The following is a 12,515-nucleotide window of genomic DNA, read 5'->3' as shown; positions in this document are numbered from 1 at the left end:
CCCCGCTCGCGCCCCGGGGGAGGGCCCGCACCCGCCTCGCTAGACTCGACCGCGACGCGGGCCTCGCCCGACCCCCTCCCGTTCATCCGTCAAAGGAGAAGCCATGCCCGTCGCTACCCCGGACCAGTACGCAGAGATGCTCGACAAGGCGAAGGCCGGCGGTTTCGCCTACCCCGCCTTCAACGTCTCGTCGTCGCAGACCATCAACTCGGTCCTCCAGGGCCTCACCGAGGCCGGTTCCGACGGCATCATCCAGGTCACCACGGGAGGCGCCGACTACTTCGCCGGTCACACCGTGAAGAACCGCGCGGCAGGAGCGATCGCCTTCGCGAAGTTCGCGACCGAGGTCGCCAAGAACTACCCGGTGACCGTCGCGCTGCACACCGACCACTGCCCGAAGAACGCCCTCGAGGGCTTCGTCTACCCGCTGATCGCCGCCTCCGAGGAGGAGGTCAAGGCCGGTCGCGAGCCCCTGTTCCAGTCGCACATGTGGGACGGCTCGGCCGTGCCCCTGGACGAGAACCTGGCCATCGCCAAGGAGATCCTCCCCCGCATCAAGAACATCAACGCGATCCTCGAGGTCGAGATCGGCGTCGTCGGCGGCGAGGAGGACGGCGTCTCGCACGACATCAACGAGCACCTCTACACGACCCTCGACGACGCGATCGCGACGGTCGAGGCGCTCGGCTTCGGCGAGCAGGGCCGCTACATGGCCGCGCTGACCTTCGGCAACGTCCACGGCGTCTACAAGCCCGGCAACGTGCGCCTGCGCCCGGAGCTGCTCCGCGAGATCCAGGACGGCCTGCAGGCGAAGTACGGCACCGACGCCCTCCCGCTCGACCTCGTCTTCCACGGCGGCTCCGGCTCGACCGACGAGGAGATCGCGGAGGCGGTCCGCAACGGCGTCGTGAAGATGAACATCGACACCGACACCCAGTACGCGTTCAGCCGCTCGATCGCGGACACCGTGCTGAAGAACTACGACGGCTTCCTCAAGGTCGACGGCGAGGTCGGCAACAAGAAGATCTACGACCCGCGCGCCTGGGGCAAGATCGCCGAGACCGCCATGGCCGCCCGCGTGGCCGAGGCGACCCGTCAGCTCGGCTCCGCCGGCAACTCCGGGAAGTAGGCGGACGCTCCGTGACGAACGCACACGACCAGCCGGGCGGCGCCGACCGTCCGAAGCCGCAGTACGGCGAGTACGCGCCTCCCGGCTGGTCGTGGAACCCTCCGGCCGAGACCGTGGTCCCGGATCCGCGCGGCTCCGAGACGGAGCCCCGCCCCGCGACCGCCGGCGCGAAGCCGGGCGTCGCCCACCCCGTCGACCGCCTGCTCACGATCATCCTGCTCGCGCTCGGCGTCTTCTTCGCCGTGCCGACGCTGCTCGATCCGTCGAGCTTCGCGACGACGCTGTCCGACCTCTACACCAGCCAGGGCATCGGCACCTACGCCTCGCCCGATCTGGCGCGCACCCTCGGGGTCGTCACGGCGCTCGTGCAGTCGCTGATCGTCGCCTTCGCCGTCTGGATCTCGGTCCGGCGACTGCGGGCCGGCAAGCGGGCCGTCCTCGTCCCGATCCTCGGGATCGCGGCGACGATCGTCCTCTCGATGGTCGTCGCGGGCATCGCGATCCTGGGCGACCCGACCTTCGCCGACTATGTCTCGCGGATGTCGAGCCAGGGCGCTGCCGGGCTCGACGCCTGACCCCTCGCACGGACGAGGCCGCCGCCCCCTCGGGGACGGCGGCCTCGTCTCGTCTCGCCGGGCGGACCGGCGTCAGTTCGCGGCGGGCGCCGTGACGCGGCCGCCGATGGCGCGGGCGTCGCGCTTGCCGGCGACGTCCTTCCGGAGCTCCTTGGGGAGCGAGAACATCAGGTCCTCCTCCGCCGTCTTGACCTCCTCGACCTCGCCGTAGCCCGCGGCGGCCAGGTCGTCGAGCACCTCGCGCACGAGGACCTCGGGCACCGACGCGCCGCTGGTGACGCCCACGGTGCGGATGCCGTCGAGCCACTCCTGCTTGATCTCGCTCGCATAGTCGACGCGGTAGGCGGCCTTGGCGCCGTACTCGAGCGCGACCTCGACGAGGCGCACCGAGTTGGAGGAGTTGGCGGAGCCGACCACGATCACGAGCTCGGCGTCGGCGGCGACCTTCTTGATCGCGACCTGCCGGTTCTGGGTGGCGTAGCAGATGTCGTCGCTGGGCGGGTCCTGCAGGTTGGGGAAGCGCTCGCGGAGGCGGCGGACCGTCTCCATCGTCTCGTCGACCGAGAGCGTGGTCTGCGAGAGCCAGACGACCTTGTCGGGGTCTTTCACGACGATGGTGTCGACCTCGTCGGGGCTGCCGACCAGGGTCACGTGGTCCGGAGCCTCGCCCGCGGTGCCCTCGACCTCCTCGTGGCCCTCGTGGCCGATCAGGAGGATCTCGAAGTCGTCGCGCGCGAAGCGGACGGCCTCGCGGTGCACCTTGGTGACGAGCGGGCAGGTCGCGTCGATCGCCTGGAGGTTGCGGTCGGCGGCGCCCTGCACGACCGCCGGGGAGACGCCGTGGGCACTGAAGACGATGTGCGAGCCCTCGGGGACCTCGTCGACCTCGTCGACGAAGATCGCGCCCTGGCTCTCGAGCGTCGAGACCACGTGCACGTTGTGCACGATCTGCTTGCGCACGTAGACCGGAGCGCCGTAGTGCTCGATGGCCTTCTCGACGGCGACGACCGCGCGGTCGACTCCGGCGCAGTAGCCGCGCGGGGCGGCGAGGAGCACGCGCTTCGCGCCGTCGACGGGGACGTCGCGGAGACGCCCGGTGGCGCGGGGCATGCGCGGCATGGGCAGGCTGATCGAGACTTGACTCACCCCCTGATTCTATGCGCTCCCGGCTGAGCGGAGGCCGATGCGCTGTCGGAGGCATCCCGTACGGTGGTCGACGCGGGCCGCCCCGCCACTCCCCCGTCCGCCCGAGCGAAGGCACCGATGACAGACGCCCCTCCCACCGCCGAGAACCCGTGGCCGGTCGGCCTGCTCGCGAGCAAGCTCAAGGGCTGGATCGAACGGCTGGGCACCGCGTGGGTCGAGGGCGAGATCACCCAGTGGGGCGTCTCGGGCGGCAACGTCTACGGCAAGCTCAAGGACGTCTCGGGCGACGCCACGGTCGGATTCACGATCTGGTCGTCGGTCCGCTCCCGCATCCCGGCCGATCTGGCGCAGGGCGCCCGCGTGATCGCGCTCGTGAAGCCGAACTACTGGCTCAAGGGCGGCACGCTCACCATGCAGGTGTTCGAGATGCGCCACGTGGGCCTCGGCGACCTGCTCGAGAAGCTGGAGCGGCTGCGGCGGCAGCTCGCCTCCGAGGGGCTGTTCGAGCCGGGTCGCAAGAAGCGCCTCCCGTTCCTCCCGCATGGCGTGGGACTGATCACGGGCAAGGACTCGGACGCCGAGAAGGACGTGCTGCGGAACGCGCAGCTGCGCTGGCCGGCTGTGCGCTTCCGAGTCGTCCACGCCGCGGTCCAGGGCGATCGCACGGTCCCCGAGGTGCTGTCGGCACTGCGCGCCCTCGACGCCGACGAGAGCATCGACGTCATCGTGATCGCCCGCGGCGGCGGCGACTTCCAGAACCTCCTGGGCTTCAGCGACGAGTCGCTCGTGCGCGCCGTCGCGGCCTGCTCGACACCGGTCGTCAGCGCCATCGGCCACGAGGCCGACCGGCCTCTCCTCGACGACGTCGCCGACCTGCGCGCCTCGACGCCGACCGATGCCGCCAAGCGCGTGGTGCCCGACGTGTCCGACGAGCTCCTCCGGGTGCAGCAGGCGCGCCTGCGGATGACCACGCGGGTCAGCGGGCTCGTCTCGCACGAGGTCGACCGGCTCTCGCAGCTGCGCTCGCGCCCCGTGCTGGCGAACCCCCGCGTCCTGGTCGACCAGCGCTCGGAGGAGCTGACCCGGTGGGTCGCCCGCGGCGCCGAGCTCGTCGAGCGCCGGATCGAGCGCGCGCACCTCGAGGTGGAGCGCCTGCACGGGCATCTGCGCGCCCTCTCGCCGCAGCACACGCTCGACCGCGGCTACGCGATCGTGCAGAACGCCGCGGGTCATGTCGTCCGCGCTCCGGGAGACGCCGAGGCGGGCGAGGCGCTCGTCCTGACGCTCGCGGAGGGCGCCGTCGCCGCCCGCTCCGAGGGGTCCGCCGCCGACCCCGCCGGCCGCGGCTGACCCTCCGCCCGACCTCCCCCGCCGCGCCTGCCCGGGCGCACCGATCGATAGGATCAAGACCATGGCCGACGCCCGCACCGACTCCCCCGCTCCCGAGGGACTCGATTCCGACGTCTCCGGTTTCAGCTACGAGCAGGCCCGCGACGAGCTCGTGCGCGTGGTCTCCGAGCTCGAGCAGGGCAGCTCGACCCTCGAGCGCTCCCTCGCCCTCTGGGAGCGCGGCGAAGCCCTCGCGGCGCGCTGCGAGGAGTGGCTGATCGGCGCCCGTGCACGCCTCGAGGCCGCCCGCTCCGGATCGAGCGCCGGATGAGCCGCCGCAAGGAGCCGAGGGTCGTCGCCGAGCTCGGCCGCCCCGAGACCCCCGACGAGGTCGCGGCGCGCAAGGCCGAGAACTCCCGGCTCTACCGCCAGCGCAAGACCGTCAACAACCTGGTCTTCTCGTTGCTCGCGACGGTCGGAGTCGTGGCCCTCATCGTGCTGATCGTGCCCCGCGGCGACGGCACGGAGCGCCCGGCGATCGACGTGCCGCTCGTCGCCTCGCAGCTCCAGCTCGGCGAGACCGAGACCCTCGCCGTGCCCCGCATGCCCGACGACTGGTCCGCGAACGCCGCCGAGCTGCGCACCGACGGCGGCATCGACTACTGGTACGTGGGCCTGCTGACCCCGGCGCCCGACTCCGGCTACGTCGGCCTCAGCCAGGGCTTCGACGCCGACGAGGCCTGGGTCGCCCGGCAGCTCGACCGCGCCGCAGCCACAGGCGTCGAGCGGATCGACGGCCGCGAGTGGACGGTCTACGACCGCCGGGACTCGGGCCAGGACACCGGCAACACGCCCTACGCACTCGAGACCACCGAGGGCGCCAGCACCTACCTCGTCTACGGAACCGCTCCCGTCGAGCGGATCCGCGAGGTCGTCGACGCCGTCTCGCCCCAGATCGGCCAGGAGGAACAGTGAGCATCCACGACGACGCCCTCGGCGGCGACGCCCCGCAGACCATCCCGGTGCCGCGCGAGTCCCGCCCGCCCGCGTGGGTGTGGAAGGAGATGCTGCGCGGCAACCAGCGCTTCGTCGCCGGCGAGCCCCGCCACCCGCGGCAGGACGTCGAGCGCCGCGCCGAACTCGCCGCCGCGCAGCGTCCGCTCGCCGCCCTCTTCGGCTGCAGCGACTCCCGCCTCGCCGCCGAGATCATCTTCGACCTGGGCCTCGGCGACCTCTTCGTCGTCCGCAACGCCGGGCAGGTCATCGCCGACTCCATCCTCGGCTCCCTCGAGTACGCGGTCGCCGTGCTGGGAGTGAAGCTGATCCTGGTCCTCGGGCACGACGAGTGCGGCGCGGTGAAGGCCGCGATCGAGTCCCAGGCCCCGGGAGCGCAGCGCCTCCCTCCGCACATCGAGCACCTCATCGAGCCGATCATCCCCGCGGTCCGCCGCGTCGTCGGGCCGCAGCCGGACGGGCGCGTGCTCGTCGACCCGTCGACCACCGACGCCCTCGTCGTCGGCCGCGAGCACCTGCGCGACACCGTCGCCGAGATGCTCCAGCGGTCGCCGCTGATCGCCGACGCGGTCGCCTCGGGCTCGCTCGCGGTCGTCGGAGCGAACTACCGCCTCTCGGACGGCACGGTCGTCTCGGACGTCGTGCTCGGCATCGACCCTCCCCAGCTGAGCCCCTACCTCTCCGAGCAGGAGCGCACGCCCAGCCCCCTCCAGTCCGGCGCGTCGACCGACGCGACGGAGTCCGGCGCCGAGTAATCGGCCCCGGCGAACAGCACCGATCAGACAAGGACGAACACAGCGTGGTGGATCACCTCCCGACCGACTCCGGCGACTTCCGCATCGAGCACGACACGATGGGGGAAGTGCGCGTTCCGCGGAACGCCCTGTACGCCGCGCAGACGAAGCGCGCCGTCGAGAACTTCCCGATCTCGGGAGCCGGACTCGAGCCGGCCCAGATCGCGGCGCTCGCGCGCATCAAGAAGGCCGCGGCGCTCGCCAATGCCGAGCTGGGCGTCCTCGACGCCGACATCGCGGGGGCCATCGCCGACGCGGCCGACCTGATCGTCGCCGGCGGGTACGACGAGCACTTCCCGATCGACGTCTACCAGACCGGCTCGGGCACGTCCTCGAACATGAACATGAACGAGGTGCTCAGCAGCCTCGCGACCACCGCGCTCGGCCGCACGGTCCACCCCAACGACCACGTCAACGCCTCGCAGTCCTCCAACGACGTGTTCCCCACCTCGGTGCACGTCGCCGTGACCGGCGCGCTGATCGAGACCCTCATCCCCTCGCTCGAGCACCTCGCCGAGGCGCTCGAGACCAAGGCCGAGCTGTGGTCCGAGGCGGTCAAGTCGGGCCGCACCCATCTGATGGACGCGACCCCCGTGACCCTCGGGCAGGAGTTCGGCGGATACGCCGCCCAGATCCGACTCGGCATCGAGCGCGTGCAGTCGGCGCTCCCCCGCGTCGCCGAGGTCCCCCTGGGCGGCACCGCGGTCGGCACCGGCATCAACACCCCCGCCGGGTTCCCGCAGAAGGTCATCGCGCGCCTCGCGGAGGAGACGGGCCTGCCCGTCACCGAGGCCCGCAACCACTTCGAGGCCCAGGGCGCCCGCGACTCGCTGGTCGAGGCGTCCGGTGCGCTGCGCGTGCTCGCCGTGAGCCTCACCAAGATCAACAACGACCTCCGCTGGATGGGCTCGGGCCCGAACACCGGGCTCGGCGAGCTGCACATCCCCGACCTGCAGCCCGGCTCCTCGATCATGCCCGGCAAGGTCAACCCGGTGATCCCGGAGGCGGTGCTCATGGTCTGCGCCCGCGTCATCGGCAACGACGCCACCATCGCCTGGGCCGGCGCCTCGGGAGCCTTCGAGCTGAACGTCGCGATCCCCGTCATGGGAACCGCTCTGCTCGAGTCGATCCGCCTGCTCTCGAACTCGTCGGTCCTCCTGGCCGACAAGACCATCGACGGCCTCGAGGCGAACCTGGAGCGCGCCCGCGCCCTGGCCGAGTCCTCGCCCTCGATCGTCACGCCGCTCAACAAGGTCATCGGCTACGAGGCGGCCGCCAAGGTCGCGAAGAACTCCGTCGCCAAGGGCATCACGGTCCGCGAGTCGGTCGTCGACCTCGGCTTCGTCGAGCGCGGCGAGGTGACGGAGGAGCAGCTGGACAGCGCTCTCGACGTGATGAGCATGACTTCCCCCGGCTGAGCCGGGGGAAGTCATGCTCATCACGGGGCTGTCCTGCTGCGCAGGACGGCCCCGCGGTCGGCTTGGCAGGATGGATGCGTCGTGCAGAGCGTCCTGCGTACGGCTAGCGCGAAACGCTGGCACGCGTTTCACGCGTTCGCCTTGAAGGCGTGCGGCTGGGCGTCCGCCGACAGGTCAGTAGTCGGTGGACGGGGCCGTCCGGTCGCGAACCCTCGAGATAGCCGGGACTCCTCTGAGGGACGATGTCACTCCGCTGGGGGCAGGGGGCCGAGCCAGGCGGTCGCGAAGGTGGAGTGGGCGGACTCGTCGTCGGACGGGTGGAAGAGGCCGGCGAGCACGTCGCGGTACAGGCGCGAGAGTTCCGAGCTCCGCGAGTAGGCCGACCCGCCCGCCACGCGCACGGCGCTCTCCACGATCCGCAGAGCCGCCTCCGTCGTGCGGATCTTGACGCCCACGAGCGACGGGAACCAGCGCGCGCCGCGGTCGACGAGGGCGTCGACGTCGGCGGCGGCCGAGCGCAGCGGAGCCTCGAGGCCGTCGAGCAGGATCGCCGCGTCCGCGACGCGCCACCGGACGTCCGGGTCGTGCGCGAGGGACCGCCCACCCGCCTTCCTCGACGTGCGGCGCTCCGCGGACTCGACAGCCAGCGCGAGCGCCCGCTGCGCGATCCCGAGGTACACGGACGCGATCAGCAGCTCGAACGCTGCGAAGATCGCGAAGACCAGCGGATCCGCGTTCGGGCCCACGGGCAGCGAGCGGAACATCCGCCCGGCCGGGATCTCGACGCCGTCCAGGATCGTCGTGCGGCTCTGCGTGGCGCGCATGCCGAGCGTGTCCCAGTCGTCGCGCGTTCCCAGGCCAGCGACCGGCGACTCCGGGGTGTCGCGATCGACGAAGCCGTGCACCAGCCGCGGCTCCGGACCGCTGTCGTCCCGCCCGAAGACGCCCAGCCGCGTCCATGCGGGCGAGAGCGAGGTGAAGACCTTCGTGCCCGTGAAGCGGTGGCCGCCGTCCGGCAGCGGCTCGGCGCGGGTCAGGGAGTCGAAGAGCACGAGGTCGTTGCCCGGCTCGCTGTTCCCGAAGGCGAAGACGTGGCCGGCGGCGGCGTCCACGAGCACGTGCTCGAGGGAGGAGTCGCCCCGGTCGCGCAGGATCTTCGCGACCCCGGTCCAGACGAGGTGCATGTTGACGGCCAGTGCGGTGGCCGGCGCCGCGGTCGCGAGCCGGGTCTGCTCCGCCGCCGCCTGCTCCAGGCCGAGCCCCGCACCGCCCAGCTCGGACGGCACGAGCAGCGCCAGGTAGCCGACAGCGCGCAGCTCCTCGAGGTCCTCGGTGAAGAAGGCGTTGCGCTCGTCGTAGTCGGCGGCGCGGAGGCGGAAGCGCTCGAGGAGCGCGTCGTCGAGGATGCTCACCCGGTCCACGCTACGCCCGTCGACCCGCACGGCCGCCGAGGAAGCGGCCTCCGACCCGCAGAACCGCGTCCGGCGCGCAGGGATCCGTGGATCCTGCGCGCCGAACGCGGTTCTGCGAGCCGGAGGACGACCGCTGCGAGCTAGGCCAGCTCGTTCGACTCCAGCATCTCGGTCACCAGCGCGGCGATCGCCGAGCGCTCCGAGCGGGTGAGCGTGACGTGCGCGAACAGCGGGTGGCCCTTCAGCGTCTCGATGACGGAGGCGACGCCGTCGTGACGGCCGACCCGCAGGTTGTCGCGCTGGGCGACGTCGTGGGTCAGCACCACCCGCGAGTTCTGTCCCACGCGGGACAGGACGGTGAGCAGCACGTTCCGCTCGAGCGACTGCGCCTCGTCGACGATCACGAAGGCGTCGTGCAGCGAGCGCCCGCGGATGTGGGTCAGCGGCAGGACCTCGAGCATCCCGCGCTCGATCACCTCGTCGAGCACGTTCTGCGACACCAGGGCACCGAGCGTGTCGAAGACCGCCTGGGCCCAGGGGTTCATCTTCTCGGCCGCGTCGCCCGGCAGGAAGCCGAGATCCTGACCGCCCACGGCGTACAGCGGGCGGAAGACCATGATCTTCTTGTGCTGGCGCTTCTCGAGCACCGCCTCCAGGCCTGCGCACAGCGCCAGAGCCGACTTGCCGGTGCCCGCGCGGCCCCCCAGCGAGACGATGCCCACCTCCTGGTCCAGGAGCAGGTCGATCGCGAGCCGCTGCTCCGCCGAGCGTCCGTGCAGCCCGAAGACGTCGCGGTCGCCGCGCACGAGCGTGATCTGCCGCTTGCCGGTCACCCGCGCGAGCGCCGATCCGCGGTCGGAGTGGACCACGAGGCCCGTGTTGATCGGGATCCCCTCGACCGCATCGGTGAAGAGGCGCTCCCGGTCGTAGAACTCGCTCATCGCGCCGCCCTCGAGCGTGATGTCGTCCATGCCGGTCCAGCCCGACTCCGGAGCGAGCTCGGCGAGGTACTCCTCGGCGGCGAGGCCGATCGACGCCGCCTTGACGCGCATCGGCATGTCCTTGGACACGACGGTGACGGTGGAGCCCTCATTGGCGAGGTTCATCGCGACCGCGAGGATCCGCGCGTCGTTGTCGCCCAGCTGGAGTCCGCTGGGCAGGACCGACATGTTGGAGTGGTTGAGCTCGACGCGGAGGGTGCCCCCGTTGCCGACGGCGATCGGGAAGTCGAGGCGCTCGTGCTTGATGCGCAGCTCGTCGAGGTGCCGCAGCGCCTGACGCGCGAAGTAGCCGATCTCGGGATCGTGGCGCTTGCCCTCGAGCTCGCCGATGACGACGATCGGCAGCACGACCGCGTGCTCCGCGAACCGGAACATCGCCATCGGATCGGAGAGCAGCACCGACGTGTCGAGCACGTACGTGCGGAGGAGCTGATCGGAGGACCCGGTCGAGCCGTGCTGCGGTCGGCGGTGGACGCCGCCCTGCGCTGCGGCCTGCTGGTCCATACCCTGGGGAACTGTCACGACGACTCTCCACACCCCGGAGGCTCGAACGCCCCCGGCTCATGCTGCGAAGCCGGCCCTCCGGTGCGTCTCGGCACCGCGCAGTTCCCTCTCACCGATCTGCGCGATGTCGAGCCGTTCCCTCGGGTCCGTCTCGACCAGGCGCTTCACCTGATGACTCGAACATAACCCCGCGAATGACATCCGTGTGGTTCGAGTGTGTAACCAGTGTGTGAACGCCGGGCGCAGGTCAGAAGTCGGCGCCGGTGCCGGCCGAGACGAGAGCGGCGCGCAGGGCGGCCAGCGTCTCGTCCGTGGTGCTGGCGTGGGCGCTGAAGCGGACCGTGCCCGGCCGCAGGCGGGCGGTCACCCCGTGGACCTCGAGCGAGGCGGCCAGCGGAGCGAGCTCCTCCGGGGCCGGTTCGACGACGACGATGCCGGCGCGGTCGCGCTCGTCGCGCGAGCTCGTCACGGCGAGGCCGAACTCGTCGGCGAGGTCGATCACCGCGCTGACGCGCTCGGCGATCACCGCGGCGATCGCGGGCACTCCCACCGCCGCGATGTCCTCCAGCGCCCCGGCGAAGCGCGCCTGGGCGATCGGATCCGGGTTCGTCACGCTGTAGGCGCGCGCGCCGAAGGCAGGCGGCGCGACCTCGTCCCAGGGTTCGACGGCGTCGGAGCCCGTCCAGCCCGAGAGCACCGGCGAGAGCCGCTCGAGCGCCCGCTCGCCGAGGGCCAGGAAGCCCGTGCCCCAGCCCGACCGCACCCACTTCTGACCGCCGGACACGACGACGTCGGCCGCGGCGTACGGTGCGTCGACGACTCCGAAGCCCTGGATCGCGTCCACGATCAGCAGGCGATCGCCGATGACCTCGCGGAGCGCGCCGAGGTCGGCGAGGTGGCCCGTCCGGGAGTCGACGAGGCTCACGGCCACGGCGACCACGTCCGGAGTGAGAGCGTCGCGCACCGCCTCCGGAGTCACCCGACCGCCCTCGGTCGGCAGCCAGACGGGCGACATCTCCCCGAGCGCCTGCTGCGCGCGCACCGCGGCGTAGGGCAGGCTCGGGAACTCGGCGGAGGAGAGCAGCACGCTCCCCCGCAGACCGAGCATCGCGTGCAGCAGCCCCGTCGACGTGTTCGGCTGGAAGACGACCTGCTCGGACGGCCGATCGACGAGGGCACCCACGGCGGTGCGCACCCGCTCGTCCTGCCGCTGCAGCTCGTCGAGGGCCCTGCCCGCCTGCAGGAGCCGCGTCGCCGCCTCCTGCTCGGCCTCGGCCGTCGCCGAGATCGGACCGACGCGGGCGAAGTCGAGGTAGCCGGTCTCCTCGGCGAAGGCTCCGAGGAACTCGTCCATCGCGAGGGTGTTCGTCGTGCTCATGCCGGCCCTTCCGGTCGGTGGTGGCGCGGGCGCCTCAGCTGCCGAAGCGGCGGTGCCGCCCCGCGTAGTCGCGCAGGGCCCGGAGGAAGTCGACCTCGCGGATGTCCGGCCCGAGCGCCTCCATGAAGTAGAACTCGCTGTGCGCGCTCTGCCAGAGCATGAAGTCCGAGAGCCGCTGCTCCCCCGACGTGCGGATGACCAGGTCGGGGTCGGGCTGGCCGCTCGTGTAGAGGTGCTCGCCGATCAGCTCGGGCGTCAGCAGCTCCGCGACGTCCTCGATCGTGGATCCGCGCTTGCCGTGCTCGTCGAGGATGCTGCGGACCGCCTGCGCGATCTCGTGACGCCCGCCGTAGCCGACCGCGAGGTTCACGTGCAGGCCGGTGTGGCGGGCCGTGCGCTCCTCGGCGGCGTCGAGGGCCTCGATGAGCGACTCCGGGAGCCCGTCGTCGGAGCCGACGTGCTGCACGCGCCAGTCAGGCTGCTGCGAGACCTCCTCGGCGAGGTCGGCGATGATCGCGATCAGCTCGGTGAGCTCGGAGCTGTCGCGGCCGACGAGGTTGTCCTGCGAGAGCAGGTAGAGGGTGACGTGCCGGACGCCCAGCTCGTCGCACCACTGGAGGAACTCGTGCACCTTCGCTGCGCCCGCGCGGTGGCCGTGGGCCGCCGTCTCGAGGGCCCGCTGCCGCGCCCAGCGCCGGTTGCCGTCGATGATCATCGCGACGTGGTTCGGCAGGGTGCCGGGAGCCAGGCTCGACCTCAACCGCTTCTTGTAGACGCCGTAGAGGAGGTCCCTTCCCACTGGCAGTCTCGGCTTC

General features: G+C 71.8%; 12 protein-coding genes. 7 read left to right on the top strand and 5 right to left on the bottom strand.

Going from position 1 to position 12,515, the window contains the following annotated elements:
• Positions 1-103: 103 nt before the first annotated feature.
• The gene (gene fbaA, locus ASF46_RS06060) at positions 104-1,129 is read left to right on the top strand and encodes a class II fructose-bisphosphate aldolase (RefSeq protein ID WP_056866775.1); all 1,026 of its coding nucleotides are present in this window, start codon (positions 104-106) and stop codon (positions 1,127-1,129) included.
• 11 nt (positions 1,130-1,140) lie between these two features.
• Complete coding sequence (locus ASF46_RS06055) at positions 1,141-1,704, top strand: DUF6264 family protein (RefSeq protein WP_056866774.1); 564 nt, start codon at positions 1,141-1,143, stop codon at positions 1,702-1,704.
• Positions 1,705-1,776: 72 nt separating this feature from the next.
• Here ASF46_RS06055 and ASF46_RS06050 read toward each other — a convergent pair whose 3' ends face one another.
• Positions 1,777-2,823: a 4-hydroxy-3-methylbut-2-enyl diphosphate reductase gene (locus ASF46_RS06050; RefSeq protein WP_055788346.1), complete on the bottom strand. Its 1,047-nt coding sequence runs from the start codon at positions 2,821-2,823 to the stop codon at positions 1,777-1,779.
• Positions 2,824-2,967: 144 nt separating this feature from the next.
• Between ASF46_RS06050 and xseA the strand changes: the two genes are divergently transcribed.
• The 5 genes from xseA to ASF46_RS06025 all read left to right on the top strand — a co-directional run bounded on the left by xseA (position 2,968) and on the right by ASF46_RS06025 (position 7,405).
• Entirely contained in the window at positions 2,968-4,200 is a 1,233-nt protein-coding gene (xseA, locus tag ASF46_RS06045; RefSeq protein WP_056867480.1) for an exodeoxyribonuclease VII large subunit, read from the top strand.
• A 61-nt stretch (positions 4,201-4,261) separates the two neighbouring features.
• Positions 4,262-4,510: an exodeoxyribonuclease VII small subunit gene (locus tag ASF46_RS06040; RefSeq protein ID WP_056866773.1), complete on the top strand. Its 249-nt coding sequence runs from the start codon at positions 4,262-4,264 to the stop codon at positions 4,508-4,510.
• Positions 4,507-5,154 (top strand): DUF4245 domain-containing protein, encoded by a 648-nt coding sequence (locus tag ASF46_RS06035; protein ID WP_082485278.1) that lies wholly within the window; start codon positions 4,507-4,509, stop codon positions 5,152-5,154. The genes ASF46_RS06040 and ASF46_RS06035 overlap by 4 nt, the downstream gene beginning before the upstream one ends.
• 89 nt (positions 5,155-5,243) lie before the next feature.
• Positions 5,244-5,948 carry a carbonic anhydrase gene (locus ASF46_RS06030; RefSeq protein WP_082485394.1) on the top strand — a complete coding sequence of 235 codons (705 nt, stop codon included), beginning with the start codon at positions 5,244-5,246 and terminating at the stop codon, positions 5,946-5,948.
• Positions 5,949-5,992: 44 nt separating this feature from the next.
• Positions 5,993-7,405, top strand: coding sequence for a class II fumarate hydratase (locus ASF46_RS06025; RefSeq protein ID WP_082485277.1), 1,413 nt, complete (start codon positions 5,993-5,995; stop codon positions 7,403-7,405).
• Between the two features lie 245 nt (positions 7,406-7,650).
• Here ASF46_RS06025 and ASF46_RS06020 read toward each other — a convergent pair whose 3' ends face one another.
• The 4 genes from ASF46_RS06020 to ASF46_RS06005 all read right to left on the bottom strand — a co-directional run bounded on the left by ASF46_RS06020 (position 7,651) and on the right by ASF46_RS06005 (position 12,499).
• Positions 7,651-8,826: an acyl-CoA dehydrogenase family protein gene (locus tag ASF46_RS06020; protein WP_056866772.1), complete on the bottom strand. Its 1,176-nt coding sequence runs from the start codon at positions 8,824-8,826 to the stop codon at positions 7,651-7,653.
• A 131-nt stretch (positions 8,827-8,957) separates the two neighbouring features.
• Positions 8,958-10,322, bottom strand: a complete 1,365-nt coding sequence (locus ASF46_RS06015; protein ID WP_082485276.1) for a PhoH family protein — start codon at positions 10,320-10,322, stop codon at positions 8,958-8,960.
• Between the two features lie 247 nt (positions 10,323-10,569).
• Entirely contained in the window at positions 10,570-11,700 is a 1,131-nt protein-coding gene (locus ASF46_RS06010; protein ID WP_235576864.1) for an aminotransferase class V-fold PLP-dependent enzyme, read from the bottom strand.
• Between the two features lie 34 nt (positions 11,701-11,734).
• On the bottom strand, positions 11,735-12,499 hold the full coding sequence (locus tag ASF46_RS06005; RefSeq protein ID WP_327205457.1) for an isoprenyl transferase: 765 nt from the start codon (positions 12,497-12,499) through the stop codon (positions 11,735-11,737).
• Positions 12,500-12,515: the final 16 nt, after the last annotated feature.

The organism is Rathayibacter sp. Leaf296 (genome assembly GCF_001423045.1).
In the GTDB taxonomy this organism is placed as follows: domain Bacteria; phylum Actinomycetota; class Actinomycetes; order Actinomycetales; family Microbacteriaceae; genus Rathayibacter; species Rathayibacter caricis.
Note: the sequence above shows the minus strand (reverse complement) of the source record. Positions and strands in the feature narration are given on the sequence as shown.

Bases quoted from the DNA above. Each gene is read 5' to 3' on its own strand.
- ASF46_RS06010 (WP_235576864.1), bottom strand. From the start codon at position 11,700: ATGAGCACGACGAACACCCTCGCGATGGACGAGTTCCTCGGAGCCTTC.
- ASF46_RS06035 (WP_082485278.1), top strand. From the start codon at position 4,507: ATGAGCCGCCGCAAGGAGCCGAGGGTCGTCGCCGAGCTCGGCCGCCCC.
- xseA (WP_056867480.1), top strand. From the start codon at position 2,968: ATGACAGACGCCCCTCCCACCGCCGAGAACCCGTGGCCGGTCGGCCTG.
- ASF46_RS06015 (WP_082485276.1), bottom strand. From the start codon at position 10,322: ATGGACCAGCAGGCCGCAGCGCAGGGCGGCGTCCACCGCCGACCGCAG.
- ASF46_RS06050 (WP_055788346.1), bottom strand. From the start codon at position 2,823: ATGCCGCGCATGCCCCGCGCCACCGGGCGTCTCCGCGACGTCCCCGTC.
- ASF46_RS06040 (WP_056866773.1), top strand. From the start codon at position 4,262: ATGGCCGACGCCCGCACCGACTCCCCCGCTCCCGAGGGACTCGATTCC.
- fbaA (WP_056866775.1), top strand. From the start codon at position 104: ATGCCCGTCGCTACCCCGGACCAGTACGCAGAGATGCTCGACAAGGCG.
- ASF46_RS06030 (WP_082485394.1), top strand. From the start codon at position 5,244: ATGCTGCGCGGCAACCAGCGCTTCGTCGCCGGCGAGCCCCGCCACCCG.